Origin of the sequence: Aeromonas sobria (genome assembly GCF_006243315.1) — a bacterium.
Lineage (GTDB): Bacteria > Pseudomonadota > Gammaproteobacteria > Enterobacterales > Aeromonadaceae > Aeromonas > Aeromonas sobria_A.
The window spans coordinates 15,252-41,996 of record NZ_NKWE01000021.1; the positions used below are offsets into that span (position 1 = coordinate 15,252).

A 26,745-nucleotide genomic window follows, 5' to 3' on the forward strand; every position below is an offset into this window, starting at 1 on the left:
ATCTGAATGGCTGTTTTTTGGCTACTTGCTGTCGCGTTGGGCAATGGCTCGGCATATCTGCTCCACCGCATTGAGGGCTCTCGGGGTGAAGCGGTGCAGCTCATCCGAGTTGATCAAATCGAGTCGCTGATGTTGCACTGCGTCCAGATTGGGCCACTTCTGCCAATGACGCAGGGCGTCAGGATCTTGACTCCCCGCCAGGATCAGTGTTGGATTAGCTCTGATCACCTGTTCCATGTCCACTTGAGGGTAGGGGGTCTTGGCATTCGCCATGATGTTGATCCCCCCGCAGAGTTCGATGGCCTGAGCAGGCCAGGCATGGCCACTGACGCTGGTGAGCGGCGGGTACCAGAGTTGGTAGAACACCTTGACGTTGGTTGGCTGACCATAACGCTGTTGCAGGTCATGCAGGCGTCCCAGATAGCGATCGGCGGCTTCGTTGGCACTCTTCTCCACCCCCAGCATTTTGCCGAGAGCCCGCATCTCGGTAGCCAGCGAGGCAAAATCGGTGGGCTCCGAGTAGAAAACCGGGATCCCGAGTTGTTCCAGCGGTGCCAGCATTCGTGACTGGGCAGAGCGCCAGCCGAGGATCAGGTCCGGTTGTTGCGCCAGCAGCGCCTCGACATTGATGCTGCGATAATTGGCCACCTTGGGCTTGTTTTTCACTTCGGCGGGATAGTCGGAGGCATCATCGATGGCCACCAGCTTGTCACCGGCACCGATGTCATAAAGCAGTTCGGTAAGATGGGGCACTACGCTTACCACCCGGCTCGGAGTTGCGGCGAGCAGCGCACCGGGCAACCAGGCCAGCAGTACGCAGGGCAGCCAGATTAGCAATCGCAACCATCTAACCATGAAATAACCCTGCCACAGTGACAAGCAGCGCCAGCATCAACCAGCCCCAGCCCATTGCTTGCAGAATATTGAGTACCTTGCGCGGTGACTCGCCATCGGGGTCATCACCGCTGCCGAGTACCGGCCAGCGTTGCAAGGTTCCCTGATAGTAGCGGGGGCCACCAAGGCGGATCCGGCACTTGTCCGCAAGTAGTGTCAACAGCATCCCGATAGCAGGGTAGGGCCAGATCGCACCACTTCGCAGCAGTTGGGCTGCCTGCTTGAGCCGTGTCAGTAGGAGCAGCAGCCCCAGCAGCAGAATGGTGGGGGCATTGAGCCCCTGATAGAGGGCGCTGGCGGCTCGGCCAAAATAGCCAAAGGCGGGATCTTTCATGCTCCAGCCCTGGCTCATCAGCTGGGTTAGCCGCCAGAGCAGTGCGCCTTGTACCCCCGCGAGAGCGTACCCCAGCAGCGGGCCAGCCCATTGACTCACCAGATGCAGGGCGCAACTTTCGGTCACCGCCTTGGCAATCCCCATGGCCGAGAGCTTGCCGGTGTCACGTTTGAGCCAAGGAGCCGCCTGCAATCTTGCCAGCGGCAGGGTCTCCTGCGTGGCGAGCGAGCGGGTGGCATGGGCGAGTTCGCGCAGCGGACGGGACTCGATCATCAAGAGCAGGAACAGCAGGTCAAACAGCGGCTCGCTCAGAGCCAGATTGCGCAATGACCAGAGCCCGGCTGCGCAGGGCACCCAGACCACCAGCATCGCCAGCATACCCGCTTGCAGCTGCTGGCGTGGTGCACCATCGGCTCTGTGCACCTTGTGACCCAGTCGGGTCAGCAGGGGCGTGACGGCCGAGAGCCGCAGATGGGATGGCCACGGGATTACCGCCTCAAGCAGGGCAGCACCCACCAGAATGGCCGCCGTCGTCGAGAGGAGGGCGTCGGCCATCAGTTCGAGCGAGCCGGTTTCGATCACAGCTTACCGAGCATCTTGATGATCATCTCGGCGGAGTGTTTGCCAGCCACTTCGATAAAGGCGTCGAAGGATTCAACCTGTTCCTTGCCGGCGATATCGGACATGGCGCGCACTACCAGATAGGGCACCTTGAACATGTGGCACACCTGGCCGATGGCGGCACCTTCCATCTCGACTGCCAGCATCTGCGGGAAGTCGGCGCGGGCCTTGGCGATGGCGTCCGGTTTGCACATGAACTGATCGCCGGTGCAGATAAGGCCAACTTTGGTCTGGTGCTTGCCCTGTTCGGCAATGCAATCCTGAGCGACCGCGATGAGCTTCTCGTCGCAGGGGAAGGCGGCTGGCTGCTGTGCCATCTGGCCCATCTCGTAACCAAAGGCGGTTACGTCGACATCGTGGAAGCGCATCTCGCTGGCGATCACCACGTCACCAATGTGCAGATCCTGGGCAAAGCCGCCCGCAGAGCCGGTATTGATGACGCAGTCAGGGGCAAACTTTTCCAGCAGCAGGCTGGTCGCCACGCTGGCTGCAACTTTACCGATGCCGGAGCGGGTCAGGATCACCTCTTTGCCTGCCAGCATCCCGTGATAGAACTCACAGCCGCCCAGTTGCAGGGTGGTGGGGTTGCTCATCTGGCTGCGCAGCAGGGCTACTTCTTGCTCCATGGCGCCGATAATACCTACTTTCATTGCTGACCTCGTCTTGCTAGCCGTGTGGCTGAGTTTAAGTTGCTGTAGATCATAACAAAAGATGGCGTCGGCGCCGAGAGGCACTACGCAAGGAGAGATGAATGCCGCACACCTTACCAACTCGGTTGTCGTTTGTTGATCACAACATGCCGACTAACCTCAGCGTGGAAACAGGACTTAAAGAAGGCTTGTATAAGCCGTGATCCTGCTCACGAATTGCGTTTTATTAGCTTGTTTTTAAATTTTCAAGAAAAGTGAGGATGTGGTCGCCTTGTGCTAGAGTGCGCGTTTTTGCGGAATGCCAGCTTCCTGGCGTTCTGTTTATGTTTCCCGTCAGGAAGATCCGGGTATCAGCTCATAGGGATGTGATCGCCACACTCCATTCGCCTGTCAGCAGTAGAGGATCACCAACCACTATGTTTTACAAGAATCTCTCCATCGGCAAAAAAATTGCCGTGGTCTTTGCGGTCATTGCCGCCGTCAACGTGATATTCGGTATCTTTCTCTCCAGCGAGTTACGTGGTGTGCGTGATCGGGTGTTGAACTTTACCGACTCTACGCTGCCGAGTGTCCTGTCGGTTGAAACCCTGCTCTATGACGTCTCCTATGTCCGCCGTGCTCAGTTTGCCCTGCTGATGGTGAACGATGCCGCCGATCTGCAAGCTCGTCGCAGCCGGATCCAGCAAAATATCCAGAAAGTAGACAATGCATTTCACGCCTATGAGGCGACCGTCGGTGCTGATCACGAGCGTCAGGTGTTTAATCAAGCCAAACAACAGTGGCTCAGTTATCAACGTTCAGTGAACGAGTTTGATCTGCTGTTGGTACAAGGACAACAAGAGCAGGCCAAGGCACAGTTGTTTGCCTCGAATGCTGCTTTTGGCTCTCTGGAGCAGGCGGTTAATGGTCTGATCGATGTGAACCTCGGTTTTGTGCAAGAAAACCGTGGCAGCCTGCTGGACAGCGTCAGCATGGTTATATCGTTTGCCATGGTCAGCATCGGCGCTCTGCTGCTGTTTATGATGGCGATGACCTGGTTCCTGACCCGTCAAATCTGTCTGCCACTACAGGCAGTGGTCGCCCAGGCCAATGCGATTGCTGCGGGGGATTTGACTCATCAACTGGATCGTCAGCATATTGGCCGTGACGAGCTGGGACTGCTGGCCAAGGCATCTCTCAAGATGCAGGACAACCTGCGAGGTCTGATTGAAGAGGTGGTTGCCGCAGTGACCCAGCTTGGGACAGCCATCGAAGAGGTGAGCGCTGTTTCTGAGCAGTCTGCAAAAGGGATTCAGAGCCAGCAGCAGGAGATTTCGCTGGTGGCGACCGCTATGACCCAGATGAAGGCGACCGTCGCCGATGTTGCGGGCAACACCGAGAATGCGTCCGAATCGGCCAGTTCAGCCAATGCGCTGGCCCGTAGCGGCAATCAGGACGTGCAGCGCTCATTGGTTGCGATCACCCGAGTGGCCGAAGAGATTGAGCAGGCTGGTACGTTGGTGGCCGAGCTGGAGCGCGAGTCTGCCCAGATCAACGTAGTGGTAGATGTGATCCGAGGCATTGCCGATCAGACCAACTTGCTGGCGCTCAATGCTGCTATTGAAGCTGCTCGTGCTGGTGAGCAGGGGCGTGGTTTTGCCGTGGTCGCCGATGAGGTGCGCACTCTGGCGGGCCGTACCCAGGCGTCTACCGGCGAGATAGTTGCCATCATCGAAACCTTGCAAGCACGCGCCAATCAGGCGAAAGAGGTGACCGGTCTGAGCTGCGATATGATCCGCCAGTGCGTGATCCAGAGCGAGCAAACGGGGTCCGGTATTCAGCAGATCGAAGAGGCGGTGGCGCAGATTGCTGATATGGCAATCCAGATTGCCAGCGCCTGTGGCGAGCAGGATGCGGTTTCTGATGAGCTGGGTCGCAATGTCGAGCGTATTAATGAATCCGCCAATGAGGTCGCGCTGGGGGCAGATCATACCGCCCATGCTTGTCTGGAGTTGAGTCAGCTGGCTGTTGGGCTGAAACAGACCATCGGTCGCTTCCGTCTGGCGTGATATGGAGGCTGCCTATGGTGTCATCTCGATTAGTCTGCTGATGTGGACAAGGAATGTTTGCGAGTTCGGCGTCGTATTTGCAATGGAAGAGGCAAGCGAGCCAGGAAGCAAGCAAATCGGGAGGGGCTGCAGGTGATCTGGATGCCTGCTACAAACGCACTCTCTTGGGAAAGGCAATTGTGGCAGGGGAAGAGGTAATGACCTGCAGACCCCACCTCGTCACTCGCCATTACTGGTGAGCAGATACAAAAAAACCGGCTTGCGCCGGTTTTTTTGGTTGCTGAGCAAACTGGCTTATTTAGCCAGAGACTCCGGCAGTTCGTCACGAATTTTGGCGAGCATCTCTTTCAGTACGCGCGGGTTAGCCACGACAGTGTTACCTGAGTTCTCGTAGTTATGACCACCCACGAAATCGGTCATGATGGCACCGGCTTCTTTGGCAAGCAGCTCACCTGCCGCAGTTTCCCAAGGCTTGAGGCCGATTTCCCAGAAACCGTCGATGCGACCGGCCGCAACGTAGGCCAGATCCAGCGCGACAGAACCAGAGCGACGAATGTCAGCACACTCGATAAACATGCTCTGGAACATTTTCAGGTAGGGGGCAATGTGGTGCTTCTGCTTATATGGGAAACCAGTTGCCAGTACGGTACCAGCCATCTCTCGGGCTTTGCCCACACGGATGCGGTAGCCGTTCAGCTGTGCGCCGTTACCACGGGTAGAGGTAAACAGCTCATCACGGATGGGATCATAAACGACAGCTTGTTCAGTTTTGCCTTTCACGCGCAGGGCGATGGAAACAGCAAAGTGTGGAATGCCTTTAACAAGGTTGGTCGTGCCATCCAGTGGGTCAATGATCCATTGGTAGTCCGGATTGGTACCGGCAATCTCACCAGACTCTTCAGCAATAATGCTGTGCTCCGGGTAAGATTTTTTGATGGTATGAATGATGGCCGCTTCGGCTTCACGGTCAACGTTGGTCACGAAGTCATTGCTGCCTTTTTGGATAGCCTCAATGTTCTCGGGCTGGGAGAAGGCTTTTACTACAACTTGACCGGCGTTGCGCGCAGCGCGCACGGCGATATTCAGCATCGGATGCATAGGTTCACCACTGGATGTTAAAGAACGGGGGATAAAAGGACGGCGTATGATACCAGTATTTTTATCGATGGCAACTGTAATCCCCCTACGACCAATTGATTACCACTGCCAGATTTGACGGCTCCAATATAGACCAGATCTGCGCTAGTCTTATCCCAGCAGCCGGATACAGGCTGTCATGAGCATAGGGATATGAGCCATGAATTTGTCATTAGTGAGTCAGAACGTGTCAGCGGCCAGTGAGGGACTGTTGGCCATCTTGCGGTCATCACCCGAGTATGGTGATCACTTTGCCCACATCACCGTGACCCCCCTTGCCCAGTGGCAACCGGCCAAGACGGAGGCGGCGATCCTGTTGATCGACGGCGATGCTTCCTGGCAGGATGCCGGATTTACCCGGGGAGAGGACGAGACGATCGGCTTGCCGGTCTTGCCGCTGCTGATCCGCAAGGGGGACAAAGAGCTGACGGTCTGCGGGCCGGATGTGCGTGACCCCCGTTTCTATTTTGTCTCAAACGGCATCGTGCTGGATGAGTCGGAGCTGGCCGAGCCTGCCTGCAGCCGGGTGTTGCTACGCAAGCTGGAGTCTTACTTCCCGCTGCTTTCCCGCCTGATCATGCTGCGCCAGCGCAAGCCGGTCGCCATGCTCAACTAGCATTTACCATTGTCAGAGCGCACCAGCGGCGCACCGTGTGCCTTTTTTGGCCAGCGGTGCGCCGCTTTTTAATGGTCTGGAGCCGGCCACTTGTTGCAAGATGAAGCGGCAACCATTTATCAACTACATCGAACCGTACAATCAGGTTATGAGTAACAAGGAGTAAATCATGATCGACTTTTACACCGCCGCGACCCCCAATGGTTTCAAGGTAGCGATAGCCCTCGAAGAGCTGGGCTTGCCCTATCGGGTTATTCCCCTCGACTTGTCGGCGCTGGATCAGAAACAGCCCGAATTTCTTGCCATCAACCCCAATGGTCGCATTCCGGCCATTGTCGACCGGGATAACGACGATTTCGCGGTATTCGAATCAGGTGCCATCCTCATCTATCTGGCGGAGAAAGCTGGCAAGTTGCTGCCGGCCGATCCCAAACGCCGCTCCCAGGCTCTCCAGTGGTTGATGTTTCAGATGGGGGGCGTGGGCCCCATGATGGGGCAGGCCAACGTCTTCTACCGCTACTTCCCCGAGAAGATCCCCGCCGCCATCGAGCGTTATCAGAAGGAAGGGCGCCGTCTGTTCGAGGTGCTCGATAGCCATCTGGCCCACCATGAATATCTGGCGGATGAATACAGCATCGCCGACATCGCCACCTGGCCCTGGGTGCGTATTTATGACTGGAGCGGCATCTCCATTGAAGGGCTGACCCATCTGCAAGCCTGGATGGCCCGCATGGCAGAGAAGCCTGCCTGCCAGAGGGGGATCACCATACCGCCACGCAAAGAGCAGCCAGATGAGCTGATCAAGCAGGCACAGCAGATGATAACGCGTTGATTTACAACCTTAGATGGAGCAGCAGACCCCATAATATTAGAAAAACTAAGGCAAGCTGATTATAAAGATTGGCTCGTTTTTTGTGAGCTGAATCACTATGATGCCCCCATCCCACCGTACGTTCTGTGCGGTGGTCTGGCGGGCTCCCCGCCTCCTGTTTCCAGCACTTTTTTATGATGGCATCACAGTGTTTGTGATCAGATCCCTCTGGGCATATTACCCCGGAGGGGCGGCCGCATTTTTACGATTTAGTGGGACTGATATGGATCGGCACAGTTTTTATCCGTTGTTTTTATTGACCATCCTGATGGTCGCTGTGGGCCAGATGACCCAGACCCTGTATGTACCGTCGATTCCCATGATGGCGGGGGATTTTAATGTTGCCTCGAGTCAGTTGCAGGCGGTGATGGCCTGTTACCTGATCCCCTATGGCCTCTCCCAATTTGTCTACGGGCCGTTGTCGGATCGCATCGGCCGTCGTCCGGTGCTGATCGTCGGCATGATGGTGTTTCTGGTGGGGACCCTGATCATTCAGCTCATTCCACACTTCACCGCCCTGCTGGTGGGAAGCTTCATTCAAGGGCTGGGGACCGGTTCTGGCGGCGCAATGAGCCGGACCGTAATGCGCGATCGCTATAACGGGGCCGAGCTCAATCGTGCCAATAGTCTGGTGAGCATGGGGGTGATCTTCTCCCCGCTGCTGGCGCCGGTGCTCGGTGGTTGGCTGACCGAGTTGTTCAACTGGCGTGCCGGTTACTGGTTTCTGTTCGGCTTTGGGGCGGTAACGACCCTGGCGCTGCTGGCCTGGTTTGGTGAAACGCTGCCGGTGGCGGCACGTCAACAACCACTGCGGGTTAGCGCGGCTTATCGCCATGTGCTGAGTAATCCACGCTTTCAGGGCAATTTGCTCTGCCTGATGGCAACTTTCGCCGGTCTGGCGGTGTTTGAAGCGGCTGCCGGTGTGCTGCTTGGCGATGTGCTAAAACTGAGCGCCCGCACCGTGAGCGTGCTCTTCGTGCTGCCGCTGCCCGGCTATCTGTTCGGTGCCTGGCTCTCTGCCAAGCTCAGTTTTCGTCTGAGCCAGGGCAAGTTGATGCGTCTGGGTATTGTTTTTTTGGCGCTCGGTTCTCTGATCATTCTGCTGCCAGGGTTGTTCGGTATCGTGAGTGCCGCCTCGCTGGTTGGCGGCGCGGCGGTTTACTTCATCGGTAGCGGCATCCTCTATCCGACCGCCACCTCCTGCGCCATTGAACCGTTCCCCGGTCAGGCTGGCACCGCCGGGGCTATTCTCGGCGGGATGCAAAATCTGGGGGCCGGCATAGTGACGCTGCTGGCGGCTGGTTTCCCGATGACAGGGCAGGTGACCTTGGGCGCTATCATGACCCTGATGGTCTTGCTGGTTGCCCTGAGCTTTGCCTGGTTGCGCCACCATGGCTCCCCCCACGAGCAGATGGCGATCTGATCGACGGGATCAACCTCGATAAGCCCACCGTTACTGGTGGGCTTTTGTTTGGCAGAAAGAGTGCACATCACTGCGCTACTGCAGCTTGATAGAGCGGGGCGCCATGACCGTTTATGCGAGGAAAAAGAAAAAGCCCGTCACCTTGGTGACGGGCTTTTTGCTATTGGTACCCCGAGATGCCGTTGCCGGTTTGGGCCCTTGAACCGTAGGTTCAAGGCGGGAATCGAATCTGACCGCAGGCTTCTCGGTCGTGCCGAGCATGCGCAATAGCCAGAAGGCCGATCCCCTGTTGGGTATGATTATCGGCTCGGGGACTTGAACCGGCTGACAAACATCCCAGGGAATTTTAAAACGGTTTGCGATTAGGGCTGCTGCCCCTCTTCGCTGGAATCACCATACTGACCATGCTCAATTAAGGCAGCTTCGATGGTGCGTTGCAGCATCTTGATCCGCTTGTCCATGGTTTCAGAGTATTGGTGATTCTTATCTTTTTCAAGGCAGAGCTCATGACAGAAGTTAAGCGCCGCCATGATCGCCAATTGCTCATTGCTCGAAACTTTGGAGCGTTGACGCAGGTCGATCAGCTTGTCGGTCAGCTGCTCGGCGGCCTGGCGCAGGGCATCCTGCTGTCCCAAGGGACAGGATACCTTGTAGGGACGTCCCAAAATGACGATTTCTACGGCCTCTGTGCTCATGCCTTCCTCAATACGGCGGAGCTGATTTCCGCCTTTATCCACGTGGACAACTGGGCGGGACTATATAGCGCAGATGCATAAGTTTCAAGGCCTTGCTGGCTCTGGAAGAGGGAGAATGCTAGGATCCTGACCATTAATTCTGCAAATTTGACTGAACTTTGAGCGGATCCTCGATGAGCAAAACGAACCCCCTTGAATATACCGCCGTATCTGACCTCATGGAGCAACATGAGTTGATGGCAACGGCAGTAGAAGCCCACGGCGTGATCTGTGGTCTGGTATGTGGTGGCGTGGCCCTGGATGACAAGAGCTGGCTGCCTCCTTTTAACGACCTCGTGAACGACGGTTTCGGCCTGCCGGCCCCGGTGCGCCAGGTGATGACCGATCTTTATCACAATGTGGTCGAGAGCCTGATGGCCCAGAAAGGGGTCGAGCTGCTGCTGCCAAGTGACGATGCCCCCCTTGATGAGCGCATCGATTCGCTGGTGGATTGGTCACAGGCATTTCTGGCCGGTTTTGGCGTGGTGCAGCAGGAGCTCTCCCGCGCGTCGGAAGAGCTGCAGGAGATGATCCAGGATATCGCCAGCATCACTCAGGTCTCTGCCGAGTTCGATCAGGAAGATGACGAGAATGAAGCCTCTTTCCTGGTGCTCTATGAACACGTCAAGCTGGGGGTGATGATGACCTTCGAAGAGTTTGGCAAGCGCCCCGAGACCCCGAGCACGCCGCCGACCCTCCATTGAGGATCGGGCCACTGCGGCCATCACTGATCTGCAAGAGCGCCTGATGGCGCTCTTTTTTATCCCCTTGTGGTGGCTAACCCTGTGAGGCGCAACCGGTTTTTTGCCGCTGGCCTCGCATTCGGCTTGCGGCTTTGTGATAGCATGAGGCCACCTTTTTCACTTCTTCTTCTCTGCTTATGTCTCAATCTGATGTGCGACAGGTCGATGTCACCCTGGTCGGCGGTGGAATGAGCGGTGCCGTGCTGGCGCTCTCGCTGGCGGCCCTGCTTCGATCCGATGGCTCCTCCCTCGAGATCCTGCTGCTGGAGGCGAGCGTCCCCGAACAGCATACCCATTCGGGGTTTGACGCCCGCGCCATTGCGCTCTCGGCCGGTACCTGCGATGCGCTGTCGCGGCGCGGACTCTGGCCGCTGTTTGCCCCCCACTGCGCCCCCATTACCCATATCCATGTCTCGGATCGAGGCCACTGCGGTCAGGCTCGCCTCTCGGCCGCCGAATATGGTCTGCCCGCGCTGGGTCAGGTGATCGAGCTGGCGGCCGCTGGCAACGCGCTGCAACGGGCGATGGCCGCCGCCACCAATATCCGGGTCTGTTGTCCGGCCCGGGTGAGGCAGATTGCCCCCGATGAGGAGAAGGTGACCCTCACCCTCGAGAGCGGTGAACTGATTGATACCCGCCTGCTGGTGGCGGCAGACGGGGGCAACTCCTTTGTGCGTCAGCACTTCAAGTTGCCGGTGACCCGCCACGACTTTGAGCAGCACGCCATCATCGCCACGGTCAAAACCTCGCAAGACCCTGCGGGACGCGCCTTCGAGCGCTTTACCGAAGGGGGCCCGCTGGCCCTGCTGCCGATGCAGGATGGGCTCTCCTCGCTGGTGTGGAGCGTCGGGCAGCATGAGGTGGATGAGCTGATGGCCCTCGATGAGGCTGCGTTTCTCGCCCGGCTGCAGCAGGCCTTCGGTTGGCGGCTCGGCCGCTTCGAGCGATGCGGCGTGCGTAACGTTTATCCCTTGATCCTGACTGCCTGCGACTATCCGCTGGCCCAGCGCACCGTGCTGGTGGGCAATGCTGCTCACGCCCTGCACCCTATTGCCGGGCAGGGCTTCAACCTCGGGATGCGGGATCTCGACCTGCTCACCGGGGCAGTAGCCAAGGCGCTGGCAGAGAGGGAGGATATCGGCAGCTTCAAGGTGCTGAGCGGTTACTGGCAGCAGCGCAAGCGCGATCAGGCGCAGACCGTCTGGCTCACCTCCTCGCTGGCCCAGCTCTTCTCCAATGGTCACGATCCGCTGGTGGCGGGGCGCAATCTGGCGCTCACCCTGATGGGGCGATTCCCTTGCCTAAAGGCGCCGCTCGCCTCGCGCACCCTGGGCTTTGTCGCCGATGTGTGCGGCAACTAGCCAGCGCTTGTTGACTGGGACCTGTTGACCGCCATTCGTTGATCAAAACGTGTTGAATAAAAAGAGGCGATGCCTGTGGGCGTCCCCTCGCTGGCCAGCCGGTCAGCCCTGAAAGGATGAGATGATGCAGATGCAAAATGTGGATGTGGTGATTGTCGGTGGCGGCATGGTGGGGCTGGGGCTCGCTGCGGCCCTTAAAAATAGCCCCCTCAAGGTGCTGGTGGTAGAGGGGCAACTGCCCGACCCGCAGCTGGGGGAGGTGGCCGACAACCGGGTCAGCGCCCTGAGCCTGGCCAGCCAGCAGATCCTGCGCCATGTTGGCGCCTGGGACGGCATGGCAGCGCGCCGCCTGCAGGCCTATGACAAGATGGCGGTGTGGGAGCAGGACAGTTTCGGCCACATCGACTTTGATGCCGCCAGTCTGCGTCAGGCCAACCTCGGCCATATCGTCGAGAATCGGGTGATCCAGCTGGCGCTGCTTGAGGCCATTGAGGGTGCCAGCAATATCCAGTTGCTGACCCCCGCCAGAGCCAAGAGCCTGCAAAGTGGCCCGGCGGGCGCCCTGCTGCTCCTTGAAGATGGTCAGGCCATCTCGGCCAAGCTGGTGGTGGCTGCTGATGGTGCCCACTCCTGGGTGCGCCGTCAGGCCGATATTCCCCTCACCAGTTGGGATTACGGCCACCACGCACTGGTGGCGACGGTGCGCTGCGCCGAGCCCCACGAGGCGGTGGCGCGCCAGATCTTCACCCCGGATGGCCCGCTCGCCTTTTTGCCGCTGTGGCAGGAGAACCTCTGCTCCATCGTCTGGTCGCTGCCCGCTGCCCGCGCCGAGGCGCTCTGTGGCTGCGACGACGAGCAGTTCAACCGCCAGCTCACCGCCGCCTTCGATGCCCGCCTCGGTCTGTGCAAGGTGGAGGGGGCGCGCAGCGCCATTCCACTCACCGCCCGCTATGCCCGTGACTTTGCCCGCGAGCGGCTGGTGCTGGTGGGGGATGCCGCCCATACCATCCACCCGCTGGCGGGGCAGGGGGTCAACCTCGGCCTGCTGGATGCCGCCGCGCTGGCGGAGCAGATTTTGCACAATCATGCCGCGGGCGAGGATATCGGCCTGCTCGCCAACCTGCGCAGCTACGAGCGCTGGCGCAAGAGCGAAGCAGCCCGCATGCTGGCGGCAATGGAAGGGCTCAAGCGGCTGTTCAGTGGTGTCAACCCGCTCAAGAAGCTGGTGCGGGGCATCGGATTGCGGGCCGCCAACCTGCTGACGCCCTTCAAGGAGGGGGTGATCCGCGCCGCCATGGGGCTGGAGGGGGAGTTGCCCGCATTGGCCCGTCCTGACTGGACTGTTACGGCCACCAAGGGCAGTGCCATGCAGGCCAAGGGTGAAAAAAACTAATATTACCCGCCGTTTTTGGCAACAAAAGTAATCCGACAAGGCTGATGACCCGTTTTGGGTGTCAGCCTTTAATTTTGCTCTGGAGCGAAACGTTTTTCTGTAAATTGTGACGAAACGGTAAAAATCAAAATTTAATCTCGCTTGATCCGGCTTACAGCTGTTTTTATCACTGTATTTATCTTAGTGTCTGGAGTCAGTTTTACGGGAGTGGATTAGTTTTTTTTGAGCGGCGCGCTCGCCTGCTTGTCATATAATCCGCTCCGTTCAAGGAATCCCTCTTGCCTGGCAAGGGCAGGAGCGAGCACACACTCTGCAATCCGGTCGCTTTTTGCTGCGCGCAGTGCAGTCAGAGCGGTGGCGCGGGTCGCAAGGGTGGTCGCTACAGCGAAAAGGCTTTTTGCTAAGGAAAGAATGCGATGATCCAGACTACTGTACTGCATCCCAAACACCTGGAAGCCGGCGCCAAGATGGTGGACTTCCACGGTTGGGAAATGCCCATCAACTACGGCTCCCAGTTGGAAGAGCACCACGCGGTGCGCAGCGATGCCGGTATGTTCGATGTCTCCCACATGACCATCGTCGATTTGACCGGCGAACGGGTCAAAGCCTTTTTGCAACACCTGCTGGCCAACGACGTGGCCAAACTCACCGTCTCCGGCAAGGCCCTCTACAGCGGCATGCTCAATCCTGACGGCGGGGTGATCGATGACCTCATCACCTATTACCTGACCGATACCTTTTACCGGCTGGTGGTCAACTCCGCCACCCGCGAGAAGGATCTGGCCTGGATCCGCCATCACGCCAGCGATTTCGATATCGCCGTCACCGAGCGTCCTGAGCTGGCGATGATCGCGGTGCAGGGCCCGAATGCCAAGGTCAAGGCTGCTGCCGTGCTGAGCGCCGCCCAGCGCACTGCCGTGGTGGGGATGAAACCCTTCTTCGGCGTGCAGGCTGGCGATCTCTTTATCGCCACCACCGGCTACACCGGCGAAGATGGCTACGAGATCGTGGTGCCGCAAGAGAAAGCCTGCGAGCTGTGGCAAGCGCTGCTGGATAACGGCGTAGCCCCATGTGGTCTCGGTGCCCGCGATACCCTGCGCCTTGAAGCGGGGATGAACCTCTACGGTCAGGACATGGACGAGTCAGTATCTCCGCTCGCCGCCAACATGGCCTGGACCATCGCCTGGGATCCGAGCGATCGCAACTTCATCGGCCGCGACGTGCTGGAAGCGCAGAAAGCGGCGGGCAATCAGCCCAAGCTGGTGGGGTTGGTGATGGAAGAGAAAGGAGTGCTGCGTGCCGGCATGCCGGTCACCTTCACCGCGGCAAACGGTGAGAAGCGGGAAGGTGTGATCACCTCCGGCTCTTTCTCTCCCACTCTGGGATACAGTATTGCCCTGGCGCGGGTGCCCCGTGATATCGGTGAACAGGCCGAGGTGGAGATCCGCAAGAAGCTGGTCACCGTGAAGGTCAGCAAGCCCGCTTTCGTCCGTAACGGCCAGAAGCTGGTTTAACACAATGTCGGGGGAGGGTAGTGCCTTCCCCGCCGCTTTTCATATTCGTTTTTAAACGCGACTCAAAGATCAAAGGAAGCACAAATGAGCCATATCCCGAGCGAACTGAAATATGCCACTTCCCACGAGTGGATCCGTGTTGAAGCCAACGGCGAGGCCGTGATCGGTATCACCGAGCATGCCCAGGAGCTGCTGGGTGACATGGTGTTTGTCGAGCTGCCGGAAGTGGGCAAGCAGGTCAGTGCCGGTGACGACTGCGCCGTGGCCGAGTCGGTCAAGGCCGCCTCTGACATCTACAGCCCGGTGAGCGGCGAGATCATCGCCGTCAACGAAGAGCTGGAAGGGAGTCCCGAGCTGGTCAACTCAGATCCTTACGATGCCGGTTGGTTGTTCCGCATCAAGCTCGATGACGAAAGCGAGCTGGCCAACCTGCTGGATGCCGAAGGCTACCAGAACGTGGTGGACGAATAATAATGCCCCGGGCCCTGCACCAACGTGCGGGGCCCTTTTGTATGGCTGCCGACAGGGTCGACAGCCGGGTGAAGTCACCCGTATCCGGCGTGTTGGGGTTTAGCCAGCGCGCGGTTTACAGGGGGATCCCCGGGGTGCCAGCGAGCATCCGGTGCCGTGCTCTCTTGGCTGCGGCATAGCGAACATGAGTGGAGTCGGTCTCAGCCGACCATCAGGAACATCAGGTCTTGGTTATCAGGATTTCATGCCAGGACTTATTTACCAGGAAATAGGGAAATGACCCAGTCACTGTTTGAACTCGAGCAAAAACATGATTTTGTCCGCCGCCATATCGGCCCGGGCGAGGAAGAGCTGCGCCAGCTGCTGGCGACCGTCGGGGCCGAGAGCCTGGACGATCTGATTGCCCAGACCGTGCCCGCCGCCATTCGCCTGCCGGGCCCGCTGGGGATCGGTGCGGGTATGACCGAAGTGGAGGCGCTTGCCAAGCTCAGGGGCTATGCCGCCCAGAACAAGATTGCCAAGAGCTATATCGGTATGGGTTATCACGATACCCATGTGCCCCACGTCATTTTGCGCAACGTGCTGGAAAACCCGGGCTGGTATACCGCCTACACCCCGTACCAGCCCGAGCTGGCGCAGGGCCGTCTCGAAGCCCTGCTCAACTTCCAGCAGCTGACGCTGGATCTCACCGGCATGGATCTGGCAAGCGCCTCCCTGCTGGATGAAGCGACCGCCGCCGCCGAGGCGATGGCGCTTGCCAAGCGGATGGCCAAGTCCAAATCCAACCTCTTCTTCGTGGCCGATGACGTGCACCCGCAGGTGATCGACGTGGTCAAGGAGCGCGCAGTTCACTTCGGTTTTGACGTGGCGGTCGGCGCCGCCAGCGAGGCGGTGAGTGAAGAGGTGTTTGGTGCCCTGTTCCAGTACCCCACCACCACAGGTGAGGTAAAAGATCTGCGCGCCCTCATCGCCGCAGTACAGGCCCAGAAAGGGCTAGCTTGCGTCAGCGCCGATCTGCTCTCCCTGCTGCTGCTCAAATCCCCGGGCGAGCTGGGTGCCGACGTGGTGTTGGGCTCCGCCCAGCGCTTTGGCGTGCCCATGGGTTACGGTGGCCCCCACGCAGCCTTCTTCGCCACCCGTGATGCTTACAAGCGCTCCATGCCGGGTCGCATCATCGGTGTCTCCAAGGATGCCCGTGGCAAGAGTGCCCTGCGCATGGCGATGCAGACTCGCGAGCAGCATATCCGCCGCGAGAAGGCCAACTCCAACATCTGTACTGCACAGGTGCTGTTGGCCAACATGGCGAGCTTCTACGCCGTCTACCACGGTCCGGTGGGACTGAAAACCATCGCCTCCCGGGTGCACCGTCTTACCACCATTCTGGCGCTCGGCCTCAAGGCCAAGGGTGTCGCCCTCAAGCACACCAGCTGGTTCGATACCCTCACTGTGCTGACGGGCGACAAGGCCGCGTTGATCGCCAAGGCCGAAGGGCTGGGTATCAACCTGCGTACGGATCTCGATGGCGCGGTGGGGGTGTCCCTCTCTGAAACCACTACCCGCGGCGATGTGGCCGAGCTGTTCGAACTGTTCCTCGGTCAAGGTCACGGGCTCGATATTGAAGCCCTCGACAAGGCGGCTCAGGCCCATCACGCCATCCCGCAGGATCTGCTGCGCAGCGACGCCGTGCTGACCCACGAGGTGTTCAACAAGTACCACTCCGAAACCGAGATGCTGCGTTACATCCACCGTCTCGAAGCCAAGGATCTGGCGCTCAACTACGCCATGATTTCGCTCGGCTCCTGCACCATGAAGCTCAATGCCACCGCCGAGATGATCCCGGTGACCTGGCCCGAGTTTGGCAAGCTGCACCCGTTTGCCCCGCTGGCGCAAGCCAAGGGTTATCAGCTGCTGCTGGCCGACCTCGAAAACTGGCTGGTGAAAGTGACCGGTTACGATGCGGTCTGCATGCAGCCCAACTCTGGGGCGCAGGGCGAGTACGCTGGTCTCTTGGCTATCAAGAAGTACCACGAGTCCCGTGGTGAGGGGCATCGCGATATCTGCCTCATTCCGGCTTCTGCTCACGGTACCAACCCGGCCTCTGCCCAGATGGCAGGACTCAAGGTGATCGTCACCGCTTGTGACAAGTCCGGCAACGTGGATCTCGACGACCTGCGTGCCAAGGCTGCCGAGGCGGGGGATCAACTCTCCTGTCTGATGGTGACCTACCCCTCCACCCACGGGGTGTATGAGGAGACCATCAAGGAGGTGTGCGATATCGTTCACCAGCACGGTGGTCAGGTCTACCTCGACGGCGCTAACATGAACGCCCAGGTGGGCCTCACGGCGCCGGGCTTTATCGGGGCGGATGTCTCTCACCTCAACCTGCACAAGACCTTCGCCATCCCTCATGGCGGTGGCGGCCCGGGCATGGGCCCCATCGGCGTGAAGAAACATCTGGCACCGTTTGTGGCCGGTCACGCCGTGGTCAAGACCGACAAGGAGAGCCGCAACAACGGCGCCGTGTCAGCTGCACCGTTCGGCTCGGCCAGCATCCTGCCCATCAGCTGGATGTATATCGCCATGCTGGGGGACGAGGGGCTCAAAAAATCCACTCAGGTGGCTATCCTCAACGCCAACTATCTGGCCAAGAAGCTGGGTGAATCCTTCCCGGTGCTCTACTCCGGCCGTAACGGTCGGGTGGCCCATGAGTGCATTCTGGATATCCGTCCGCTCAAAGAAGCCTCAGGCATCAGCGAGATGGACGTGGCCAAGCGGCTGATGGACTACGGCTTCCACGCGCCGACCATGAGCTTCCCGGTGGCGGGCACCCTGATGGTCGAGCCGACCGAATCCGAATCCAAGCGCGAGCTGGATCGCTTCGTCGAGGCGATGACCGCCATCCGCGCCGAGATTGCCAAGGTGCAGGAGGGGCAGTGGAGCCTCGCCGACAACCCGCTGGTGCATGCGCCGCACACTCAGGATGACGTGATGGATGCAGAGTGGTCCCGTGGCTACAGCCGCGCCGAAGCGGTCTTCCCGTCCGACGCCGTGCGCGCCGCGAAACTGTGGCCCTCGGTCAACCGCATCGATGATGTATACGGCGATCGCAACCTGTTCTGCGCTTGTATTCCGACTGAGGATTACGCCAAGTAAGTGGTGCGCTGATCACGGCCATTTAAGTTGGAAACCGTGACATTGAAGTTGGAAACCGACAATTGAGTTGGAAACTCAACGGCCCTGCAACAGCAGGGCCTTTTTATTTTTTGCGGTGATTAACTGTAATTAAATTACAAAATGATCTCGGTTGGATCTTTCAGGCAGGCCAGGGTCTACCTCTTGTCAATGGTACACATAAAAGCATCATTTCAATTGATGCAAAAATAATGGGCGTTGATATTGACTCAGTAGCGTCAGATGCGACACACTGTAACTGCATCATTAACGATGAAGAGATTTTTTGTGAAGCTGAACCATATTGCCACCATCAGTGCTGGGCACCCCTATCGCGGCAAGATCCCGGAGATCGATTCCGGCAGCATGGCCGTGGTGCAGATGAGAGATGCCTCGCCAGAAGGGGGGGTTGACTGGTCTGCCTGCCTTCGTTCTGAGCCTACCAGCAAGAAGGAGCCTGATTGGCTGCAAACCGGCGATATCCTGGTGGCGGCCCGTGGCAGCACTAACTATGCCGTGCTGGTCGATACCGGGCTTGCACCATTGCCCGCCGTAGCCGCCCCTCACTTCTATGTGGTGCGGTTGCATAGCGAGGCGCTCAGTCCCGAATTTCTGGCCTGGCAGCTCAATCAGTCCCCTTGCCAGCGCTACTTCGAGCTTCACGCCGAAGGCAGCGCGGCAAAAAGTATTCGCCGTCAGGTGTTGGAGGAGGCCCCTATAGGCATCCCGTCTCTTGCGAGGCAAGCCGCCATCATGAAGCTGGTCCACAGCCTGCGTGAAGAACGGAACCTGATGCAACAACTGCAACGTAACGGCGAGCAGATGATGCAGGCTATCGCTGCCAGCCTGCTCGAACAATCCGATCAGCAACCGAAATAGTTTCGCTGAGCAGCCCATTTTTCCAAGAAATACCCAAGGAATTGTGACTTATGACTACCTCGATAAACCAGGACGATATCAACAAGGCCCTCTGGTCTGCCTGCGATACCTTCCGGGGCACCATCAGTGCCGATACCTATAAAGATTTCGTGCTCACCATGCTGTTCCTGAAATACATCTCCGATGTCTGGCAGGATCACTACGATGGCTACAAGGCCGAATATGGCGATGAGCCGGAGCTCATTGAAGAGATGCTCAAAAACGAGCGCTTCGTGCTGCCCAAACAGGCCAGTTTCTACAGTCTGTTCGAGCGTCGCTTTGAACCGGGCAACGGCGAGCGGATCGATCAGGCGCTGCACGCGATCGAAGAGGCCAACGGCACCAAGCTCAAAGACGCGGGCAAGAGCGTGTTTCAGGACATCAGCTTCAACACCGACCGCCTCGGCGAAGAGAAGCAGAAGAACACCATACTGCGCCACCTGATGGAAGACTTTGCCAAGGATGAGCTCAACCTCAAGCCCAGTCGGGTCGGCACCCTGGATGTGATCGGCAACGCCTATGAGTATCTCATCAAGAACTTCGCCGCCAGCGGCGGCCAGAAGGCGGGGGAGTTCTATACCCCGCCCGAAGTCTCCGATCTTATCGCCGAGCTGCTGGAGCCGATACCGGGCGACACCATCTGCGATCCGGCCTGTGGCTCGGGGTCGCTGTTGATGAAGTGCGGCCGCAAGGTGGTGGCAAACCATGGCGAGAAGCACTATGCCCTCTACGGTCAGGAGGCCATCGGCTCTACCTGGTCGCTGGCCAAGATGAACATGTTCCTGCACGGGGAAGACAACCACAAGATCGAGTGGGGCGACACCATCCGCAACCCCAAGCTACTGGATAAAAACGGCGATCTGATGCGCTTTGATATCGTGACCGCCAACCCGCCGTTTTCGCTGGATAAATGGGGTTATGAGGAGGCGGGGAACGATAAGTTCGGTCGCTTCAAGCGCGGGCTGCCGCCCAAGACCAAGGGGGATTACGCCTTTATCCTCCATATGATTGAGACCCTCAAACCCAAGAGTGGTCGCATGGGGGTAGTGGTGCCTCACGGCGTGTTATTCCGGGGTTCCAGCGAGGGGAAAATTCGCCAGCAGCTGATCGATGAAAACCTGCTCGATGCGGTGATCGGCCTGCCGGAGAAGCTCTTCTACGGCACCGGCATCCCCGCCGCCATCCTGATCTTTAAAAAGCAGAAGGTGGATGACAATGTGCTGTTTATCGACGCCAGCCGTGAGTTCAAGGCGGGTAAAAACCAGAACCTGTTGAGTGCGGACAATATCGCCAAGATCGTCGCCACCTACCGCAACGGCGGCAATGTCGATAAATACGCCTATCTCGCCTCGCTTAAAGAGATCAAGGAGAACGACTACAACCTCAATATCCCCCGCTATGTGGATACCTTCGAGGAGGAAGAGGAGATCGATCTGCTGGCGGTGCGGGCCGAGCGCGAACAACTGAAAACCCAACTGGCCGAGCTGGAAACCGAGATGGCTAAGTATCTGGAGGAGTTGGGTTATGGTGCCTAATGATTGGTCTCTCGTTGAAGCAAAGGACGTATGTAAAGCGATATCAGTTGGGGTGGTTATTAAGCCAACCCAGTATTACGTTTCCAAGGATGAGGGTATCAAAGCTTTCAGATCGGCAAACGTAAGAGAAGGTTTTATCAATGACAATGACTGGGTTTACTTCTCGAAAGAAGGGCATGCAGCAAACAAAAAAAGTAGCCTCTTGGCTGGCGACGTTCTAATTGTGCGAACTGGTTATCCAGGCACGGCTTGTGTTGTTACACCCGAGTTTGAGGGCTCAAACGCAATTGACATAGTTATTGCACGTCCCGATTCGAACAAAATCATACCTGAATATCTCTGTGCCTATACAAATAGTCACATTGGAAAAAGCCAAGTATTAGATCTTCAAGGTGGATTGGCACAAAAACACTTAAATGTTGGTGCTTACCAAGTCCTAAAGATTAAGCTCCCACCACTCCTAGAACAAAAGAAAATAACCAAAATTCTCGCTACTTGGGATAAAGCAATCAGCACCACCGAGCAACTGCTGGCCAATAGCCAGCAGCAGAAAAAGGCGCTGATGCAGCAACTGCTCACCGGCCAAAAACGCCTGCTGGATAACAATGGTGTGAGGTTTAGTGGGGAGTGGAAATTCCAAAGCATTAGTCAAGTTTCCAAAAGAATCCAGCGTAAATCCGATGGTGAAGATCACCCTATTCTCACTATTTCATCTTTATCTGGGTTTGTTAGGCAGGATGAACGCTACAGTAGATATATGGCTGGCGAGAGTGTTAAAAACTACATCCTTTTGAAACAAGGTGAATTTGCATATAACAAAGGAAACTCAAAAACCTACGAGTTTGGCTGCATTTTTGATCTTGATAGTTATACATCGGGGTTGGTACCTCACGTGTATGTATGTTTCAAACTTCATCAAGGGCTTAGCCACCGTTATTTCAAGTACCTTTTTGAAGCAGACTACCTTAAGCCTCAGCTTGGTGCCTTGGTAAATACGGGAGTCAGAAACAACGGGCTGCTGAATATTAAACCTTCTGAGTTTATGAATGCCAAAGTTCCAGTACCATGTTTCGATGAGCAGGAGCAGATTGCCGATGTTCTTCATGCATCAAGCGAAACCATCAATAAGCTGCAACTGAAGCTTGACGCCTTAAAGCAAGAGAAAAAAGCCCTGATGCAGCAACTGCTGACCGGCAAGTTGCGAGTGCAGGTGCCAAAAGAGGAGGTAGCATGTTAACCGAAATTCATTTGCGTAATTTCAAGAGTTATCGGGAGCAAACGTTACCTCTCGCCCCGTTGACCCTGATGATTGGGGCCAATGCCTCCGGCAAGAGTAACGCTATAGAAGCATTCAGATTGTTGTGCTGGTTGGCACAGGGACAAAAGTTGGATGTACTCAGGCACCAAGTACAGGATTCCGAGAAAATTGTACGGGGAAATATCCGTGACCTGGGCTATCTGGGCGCCAGTCAATTTGGATTAGGTTGTGCGACCGATGATAAAAATTGGGATTGTTTAGAAATCGATCTCTCGCTGCGGGATGGCGAGCTGCATATTGTCCAGGAGACCATTACTTCTCCCAATGGCAGTTGGCCTTTGTATCGCGTCGAACAGGCATCGGTGGGTCTGACCAATAACATACGGGTTGCTTATAACAACTTCGCCAAAGGTGGTAAAAAGCCACAGATCAGTTGCACCGATCAGATTGCCATTCTCAATCAGTTAGCAAGTTCGGCAATGTTTGAAAGCGGCCATAAAAAAGCCCAGATAGAGATCCCGAAAGTGACTGCTCGCTTTAATGAGTTGCTGGCCAACACCTTGTTCCTGGACCCGGTACCGTCCTTGATGCGAGATGGTAGCTTTCCAGATAAGCGACTGCGGGGGGATTGCGCCAATCTTTCCGGCGTGCTGTTTAGCCTGTGCCAATACAGAAAAACCCAAGCCGAAATCATCGAATTTATTCGCAGCCTGCCAGAACAGGATGTGCAGTCGATTAACTTTCAGAAAGGGTTCCGTGGCACCTGCATGCTGGAGCTGGTTGAAAGCTTCGGCGGTCAAAAAAAATCATGGACTGCTGATTTACTATCCGATGGTACGCTCCGGGTATTAGCCATTGCCGCAGCATTATTGTCGGCAGACCGTGGCACCACAGTGGTGATTGAAGAGGTCGATAATGGCGTGCATCCCTCCCGTGCCCGGCAATTACTTTCCACCATGCGTGCACAAGCCGAGAAACGCGGTGTACGTTTGCTGCTCTCGACCCATAATCCGGCCCTGATGGATGCCTTGCCCGATGAGGCATTAGGCGATGTGATATTTTGCTATCGCGACTCAAAGCAGGGTGATAGCCAACTGGTTCGCTTACAGGATTTGCAGGATTACCCAGGTCTTGTGGCACAAGGGCCGTTAGGCGAGTTAGTCACCAATGGGATCGTTGATCGCTTCGTTAAGAATCCAGAAACTCCTGAGCAGAAAAAACAGAAGGCCCTCGACTGGTTGGCGAAGATGCGGGGGGAAGACGCATGAGTGCGATATCTATTATCGATACCTCTGTATTCTTGAACTTGCTGGACGTGCCCAATAGAAATGGTGCAAGAGGGCAGGTTGATCAGGCGTTCAGAGACTACGTTGCGCTGGGCGCTACATTTATTCTGCCGATGGCGACAATCATCGAAACGGGGAATCATATTGCCCAGAACGGAGATGGTGGAACCAGACGAGCAACTGCACAACGCTTTTGTGAACAAGTAGGAGCTGCTTTTTGTGGAAATGCTCCCTACCAGATCAGTGAATTTCCTAATTCACAGGAAGTATTAGCGTGGCTGCATTCTTTCCCTGAACAGGCAGGCCAAAACAAAACGCCAGCCAAAACCACCGAAGGCACCAGTTTTGGCGACCTGAGTATTATCGAGGAATACAACAAGTGCCGCCGTCGCTTTTCCATGTCTGAGGTCTTTATCTGGTCGTTAGATTCAGATTTGGTGATGTATAGCTACAAGCCGTAACTATGGAGTTCCGTTCGATGACAGCCCATTACCTGCCAAAGTTTCAGGAAGAGTACAGCGCCAAGATCCCCGCCCTGACCCTGTTGACCCAGCTGGGCTGGACTTTCCTCTCCCCCGAACAGGCGCTTATCGCAAGGGATAACAAGGCCGATCAGGTAGTGCTGCGTCAACAGCTACGCAGCGTACTGGCCGAGCGCACCTTTGTGTTTGCGGGCAAAACCTATCCGCTGTCCCCTAAGTCAGTGGACAATCTGGTGAGTGAGCTGTGTAGCCCGGCCCTGAATGAAGGATTGCAGGCGGCCAACGAGCGGCTCTATAACCACTTGCTCTATGGCATGTCCGTCACCGAGTTTGTTGATGGCAAGAAGGTGAGCCCAACCATCCCCCTTATTGACTGGCACAACCCGCAGAATAACCGCTTCACCTTCACCGAAGAGTTTCGGGTTACTCGCGCAGGCGGCATCGAGTCGCGTCGTCCGGATATCGTCTGCTTCGTCAATGGCTTGCCCTTGGTGGTGATTGAGGCCAAGCGCCCGGATGGCAACGCCAAAAAAGGGCCGACCATCAAGGAGGGGATCTCTCAAAGCCTGCGCAACCAGCGCCCCGACGAGATCCCGCTGCTGTTTGCCTACAGCCAGTTGTTGCTCTCCATCAATGGCATCGAGGGGCGATATGGCACCTGCGGTACGCCGGAGAAGTTCTGGGCCGCCTGGCGTGAGGAGGACATCGGTGATGGCGAGATGACAGCCATCAAGAATCAGCCGCTCTCATCCGAACAACGCTCTGCCCTGTTTAGCCACCGGCCCGCCGCCGATCTGGGCTGGTATCAGTCGCTGGTTGCGGCTGGCGAGCTGGCCGTCAGTGATCAGGATCGGCTGCTCATCAGCCTGCTCTCGCCGGAGCGGTTGCTGGAGATGACCCGGCTGTTCACCCTGTTTGACAAGAAGGCGGGCAAGATAGTCGCCCGCTACCAGCAGGTGTTTGGCATCAAGCGGTTAATCGAGCGTATCAACCAGAAACGTCCAGATGGCGGGAGAGAAGGTGGGGTGATCTGGCACACCACTGGTTCGGGCAAGTCGTTCACCATGGTGTTCCTCAGCAAGGCGCTGATCCTGCACGACAGTTTGAAACAGTGTCGCCTGCTGGTGGTGACCGACCGGGTGGATCTGGAGAGCCAGCTCAGCAAGACCTTCGCTTCCAGCGGTGAACTCGCGGGCAAGAAAGATAAAGAGGCGGCCATGGCCACTTCGGGCAAGCGGTTAGCCGAGCAGATCGGTAAGGGCAGCGAGCGGATCATCTTCTCGCTTATTCAGAAGTTCAATTCAGCCACCAAGTTGCCGGAGTGCATCAACAAGAGCCCGGATCTCATCGTGTTGATCGATGAGGGCCACCGCAGCCAGGGGGGCGAGAACCACATACGCATGAAGCAGGCGCTGCCCAATGCCGCCTTTGTCGCCTTCACCGGCACACCGCTGCTCAAGGATGACAAGACCACCAACAAGTTTGGCCCCATCGTCCATGCCTACACCATGCAACGGGCGGTCGAGGACAAAACTGTGACGCCGCTGCTCTATGAGGAGCGCATCCCCGACCTGGAGGTCAACGAGCGGGCCATCGACAGCTGGTTTGAGCGTATCACCCTGGGGTTAAACGAGCAGCAACAGGCCGATCTGAAACGCAAATTCGCCCGCAAGGGCGAGATCTACAGTGCGGAGGATCGCATCAAGCTGATTGCGTTCGATATCGCCAGTCACTTTTCAAACCACATCGTCGAGGGGCTCAAGGGCCAGCTAGCCTGCGATAGCAAGGCCTCGGCGGTGCTCTATAAAAAGTACCTCGACGAGGCGGGGCTGTTCGAGTCGGCGGTGGTGATGAGCCCGCCCGACAGCCGGGAAGGCAACACCGAGGTCGATGAATCGACCACACCGCTGGTCACTCAGTGGTGGAAGGAGAATGTCGGTACTCAGGATGAGCAGGTCTATTCCAAGGCGCTTATCGAGCGTTTTGCCGATGAGAATGATCCCCTCAAGTTGCTGGTCGTGGTGGACAAGTTGCTGACCGGCTTCGATGAACCAAAGAACACAGTGCTCTATATCGACAAGCCACTCAAAGAGCACAACCTGATCCAGGCGATTGCACGGGTCAACCGGCTGCACCCGAAGAAGAAATTTGGTCTGCTTATCGACTATCGCGGCATCTTATCCGAGCTGGATACCACCATCGGCAAGTATCAGGATCTCGCTTCCCGCACCCAAGGCGGCTATGACGTTGACGATCTCAAAGGCCTCTACAACCAGATGGGCACCGAGTACAAGCGGCTGCCACAGCTCTATCAGGCCCTGTGGGGTATCTTCGCCGGGGTAAAGAACAAGCAGGATATCGAGCAATTGCGCCAAGTGCTGGTGCCCAAGATGGAGGAACTGGACGGCGAACTGGTGGATGTGAACCTCAAGGTGCGAGAAGACTTCTACGAGGCGCTCACGGGGTTTGCCAGTTGCCTGAAAGTGGCGTTGCAATCGGCCTCTTTCTTCGAGGACAGCGCCTTTAGCGAGGCGGATCGCCGTCACTACAAGGAGACGGTGAAACAGCTCTCCAGCCTGCGCCAACTGGTGCAGCAGGATGCCGGTGAGAAGGTGGACTACGACGAATATGCCGAGCAGGTGAAGAAGCTGCTGGATAAGCATGTGGTCGGGGTGGAGGTCAAAGAGCCGGGTGGCGTCTATGAAGTCGGCAAGATGGGTCAGCAGCAGCCAGAAGAGTGGAACGAGAACAAGACCCGCAACGAGACCGACATCATCAAAACTCGGGTCACCCGCATGATTGAGCAGGAGCTACGAGATGACCCTTACGCCCAGGAAGCCTTCTCCAAGCTGCTGCGACAAGCTATCGAGGAGGCAGAGAAGCTGTTCGAGCACCCGCTCAAGCAGTACATGCTGTTTCGGGAGTTCGAAGAGCAGGTACAGGAGCGGCGTCTCAGCGATATGCCCGATGCCTTTGCCGGTCATCGCCATGCGCAGGCCTATTTTGGGGTGTTCAAGAAGGTGCTGCCGGAGGTGTTTGCCATCACCGACAGCCAGGTACAGGACAAATGGATCGCGCTGGCCTTCGAGATCGACACCATCGTGGATGCTTCTGTAGCCGAACACTCCATCAACCCGCAGAACATCGAAGCAGGCATTCGCAAGCAGCTGCTGCCACGCATGTTCCAGGAGTGCAAAGCCATCGGCAGCGGCATGGAGCAGGCCAAGAAGATCGTCGAGATGGTGGTGCAGATCACTCGTGTTGGCTTGAGCGGAGTCTGATCAG

General features: G+C 57.2%; 22 protein-coding genes and 1 other RNA gene. 16 read left to right on the plus strand and 7 right to left on the minus strand.

Annotated elements, in window-relative coordinates:
- Positions 1 to 21: 21 nt before the first annotated feature.
- The 3 genes from CF137_RS06135 to mtnN are packed head-to-tail and all read right to left on the minus strand — an operon-like array spanning position 22 to position 2,499.
- A complete protein-coding gene (locus CF137_RS06135; protein ID WP_139718387.1) occupies positions 22 to 855 on the minus strand; it encodes a cobalamin-binding protein in 834 nt (277 codons plus the stop codon).
- On the minus strand, positions 848 to 1,810 hold the full coding sequence (locus CF137_RS06140) for a cobalamin biosynthesis protein CobD/CbiB (protein WP_139718388.1): 963 nt from the start codon (positions 1,808 to 1,810) through the stop codon (positions 848 to 850). Before CF137_RS06140 ends, CF137_RS06135 begins: the two co-directional genes overlap by 8 nt.
- A complete protein-coding gene (mtnN, locus tag CF137_RS06145) occupies positions 1,807 to 2,499 on the minus strand; it encodes a 5'-methylthioadenosine/S-adenosylhomocysteine nucleosidase (RefSeq protein ID WP_139718389.1) in 693 nt (230 codons plus the stop codon). Before mtnN ends, CF137_RS06140 begins: the two co-directional genes overlap by 4 nt.
- Positions 2,500 to 2,915: 416 nt before the next feature.
- Between mtnN and CF137_RS06150 the strand changes: the two genes are divergently transcribed.
- Complete coding sequence (locus tag CF137_RS06150) at positions 2,916 to 4,547, plus strand: methyl-accepting chemotaxis protein (RefSeq protein WP_139718390.1); 1,632 nt, start codon at positions 2,916 to 2,918, stop codon at positions 4,545 to 4,547.
- 294 nt (positions 4,548 to 4,841) lie between these two features.
- Here CF137_RS06150 and suhB read toward each other — a convergent pair whose 3' ends face one another.
- On the minus strand, positions 4,842 to 5,645 hold the full coding sequence (gene suhB, locus CF137_RS06155) for an inositol-1-monophosphatase (RefSeq protein ID WP_042022253.1): 804 nt from the start codon (positions 5,643 to 5,645) through the stop codon (positions 4,842 to 4,844).
- A 199-nt stretch (positions 5,646 to 5,844) separates the two neighbouring features.
- On the opposite strand from suhB, the gene CF137_RS06160 reads away from it, so the two are divergent.
- The 3 genes from CF137_RS06160 to emrD all read left to right on the plus strand — a co-directional run bounded on the left by CF137_RS06160 (position 5,845) and on the right by emrD (position 8,594).
- Positions 5,845 to 6,300, plus strand: coding sequence for a hypothetical protein (locus tag CF137_RS06160; protein ID WP_101317560.1), 456 nt, complete (start codon positions 5,845 to 5,847; stop codon positions 6,298 to 6,300).
- Positions 6,301 to 6,469: 169 nt separating this feature from the next.
- On the plus strand, positions 6,470 to 7,132 hold the full coding sequence (locus CF137_RS06165) for a glutathione S-transferase family protein (RefSeq protein WP_101317558.1): 663 nt from the start codon (positions 6,470 to 6,472) through the stop codon (positions 7,130 to 7,132).
- A 262-nt stretch (positions 7,133 to 7,394) separates the two neighbouring features.
- Positions 7,395 to 8,594, plus strand: a complete 1,200-nt coding sequence (gene emrD / locus CF137_RS06170; RefSeq protein ID WP_042022257.1) for a multidrug efflux MFS transporter EmrD — start codon at positions 7,395 to 7,397, stop codon at positions 8,592 to 8,594.
- 164 nt (positions 8,595 to 8,758) lie between these two features.
- Here emrD and ssrS read toward each other — a convergent pair.
- Both ssrS and zapA read right to left on the minus strand, forming a co-directional pair.
- A non-coding RNA gene (gene ssrS, locus CF137_RS06175) (6S RNA) lies at positions 8,759 to 8,940 on the minus strand.
- Positions 8,941 to 8,956: 16 nt separating this feature from the next.
- On the minus strand, positions 8,957 to 9,289 hold the full coding sequence (gene zapA / locus CF137_RS06180) for a cell division protein ZapA (protein ID WP_042022258.1): 333 nt from the start codon (positions 9,287 to 9,289) through the stop codon (positions 8,957 to 8,959).
- Positions 9,290 to 9,462: 173 nt separating this feature from the next.
- Between zapA and CF137_RS06185 the strand changes: the two genes are divergently transcribed.
- The 3 genes from CF137_RS06185 to CF137_RS06195 all read left to right on the plus strand — a co-directional run bounded on the left by CF137_RS06185 (position 9,463) and on the right by CF137_RS06195 (position 12,825).
- Positions 9,463 to 10,032: a UPF0149 family protein gene (locus CF137_RS06185; RefSeq protein WP_042022260.1), complete on the plus strand. Its 570-nt coding sequence runs from the start codon at positions 9,463 to 9,465 to the stop codon at positions 10,030 to 10,032.
- 176 nt (positions 10,033 to 10,208) lie between these two features.
- Positions 10,209 to 11,432: a 2-octaprenyl-6-methoxyphenyl hydroxylase gene (gene ubiH / locus CF137_RS06190; protein ID WP_139718391.1), complete on the plus strand. Its 1,224-nt coding sequence runs from the start codon at positions 10,209 to 10,211 to the stop codon at positions 11,430 to 11,432.
- Positions 11,433 to 11,556: 124 nt separating this feature from the next.
- Positions 11,557 to 12,825, plus strand: a complete 1,269-nt coding sequence (locus CF137_RS06195) for an FAD-dependent 2-octaprenylphenol hydroxylase (protein WP_139718485.1) — start codon at positions 11,557 to 11,559, stop codon at positions 12,823 to 12,825.
- A gap of 212 nt (positions 12,826 to 13,037) precedes the next feature.
- On the opposite strand, the gene CF137_RS06200 is transcribed toward CF137_RS06195, so the two are convergent.
- Positions 13,038 to 13,265, minus strand: coding sequence for a hypothetical protein (locus tag CF137_RS06200; protein WP_139718392.1), 228 nt, complete (start codon positions 13,263 to 13,265; stop codon positions 13,038 to 13,040).
- On the opposite strand from CF137_RS06200, the gene gcvT reads away from it, so the two are divergent.
- The 9 genes from gcvT (at position 13,242) to CF137_RS06245 (ending at position 26,741) form a co-directional block, all read left to right on the plus strand.
- Entirely contained in the window at positions 13,242 to 14,339 is a 1,098-nt protein-coding gene (gcvT, locus tag CF137_RS06205) for a glycine cleavage system aminomethyltransferase GcvT (RefSeq protein WP_139718393.1), read from the plus strand. The two genes, CF137_RS06200 and gcvT, sit on opposite strands and share 24 nt — an antisense overlap.
- Before the next feature lie 84 nt (positions 14,340 to 14,423).
- On the plus strand, positions 14,424 to 14,810 hold the full coding sequence (gene gcvH, locus CF137_RS06210) for a glycine cleavage system protein GcvH (RefSeq protein WP_139718394.1): 387 nt from the start codon (positions 14,424 to 14,426) through the stop codon (positions 14,808 to 14,810).
- Positions 14,811 to 15,086: 276 nt separating this feature from the next.
- Positions 15,087 to 17,963, plus strand: a complete 2,877-nt coding sequence (gcvP, locus tag CF137_RS06215) for an aminomethyl-transferring glycine dehydrogenase (protein WP_139718395.1) — start codon at positions 15,087 to 15,089, stop codon at positions 17,961 to 17,963.
- A gap of 306 nt (positions 17,964 to 18,269) precedes the next feature.
- Positions 18,270 to 18,860, plus strand: a complete 591-nt coding sequence (locus CF137_RS06220; RefSeq protein ID WP_240038518.1) for a restriction endonuclease subunit S — start codon at positions 18,270 to 18,272, stop codon at positions 18,858 to 18,860.
- Positions 18,861 to 18,910: 50 nt separating this feature from the next.
- Positions 18,911 to 20,434, plus strand: a complete 1,524-nt coding sequence (locus CF137_RS06225) for a type I restriction-modification system subunit M (RefSeq protein ID WP_139718397.1) — start codon at positions 18,911 to 18,913, stop codon at positions 20,432 to 20,434.
- A complete protein-coding gene (locus CF137_RS06230) occupies positions 20,424 to 21,671 on the plus strand; it encodes a restriction endonuclease subunit S (RefSeq protein WP_139718398.1) in 1,248 nt (415 codons plus the stop codon). Before CF137_RS06225 ends, CF137_RS06230 begins: the two co-directional genes overlap by 11 nt.
- Positions 21,665 to 22,960, plus strand: coding sequence for an AAA family ATPase (locus tag CF137_RS06235; RefSeq protein ID WP_139718399.1), 1,296 nt, complete (start codon positions 21,665 to 21,667; stop codon positions 22,958 to 22,960). The genes CF137_RS06230 and CF137_RS06235 overlap by 7 nt, the downstream gene beginning before the upstream one ends.
- Positions 22,957 to 23,439: a hypothetical protein gene (locus tag CF137_RS06240; protein WP_139718400.1), complete on the plus strand. Its 483-nt coding sequence runs from the start codon at positions 22,957 to 22,959 to the stop codon at positions 23,437 to 23,439. The genes CF137_RS06235 and CF137_RS06240 overlap by 4 nt, the downstream gene beginning before the upstream one ends.
- A 17-nt stretch (positions 23,440 to 23,456) precedes the next feature.
- Positions 23,457 to 26,741 carry a type I restriction endonuclease subunit R gene (locus CF137_RS06245; RefSeq protein ID WP_139718401.1) on the plus strand — a complete coding sequence of 1,095 codons (3,285 nt, stop codon included), beginning with the start codon at positions 23,457 to 23,459 and terminating at the stop codon, positions 26,739 to 26,741.
- The last annotated feature ends 4 nt before the right edge of the window (positions 26,742 to 26,745 follow it).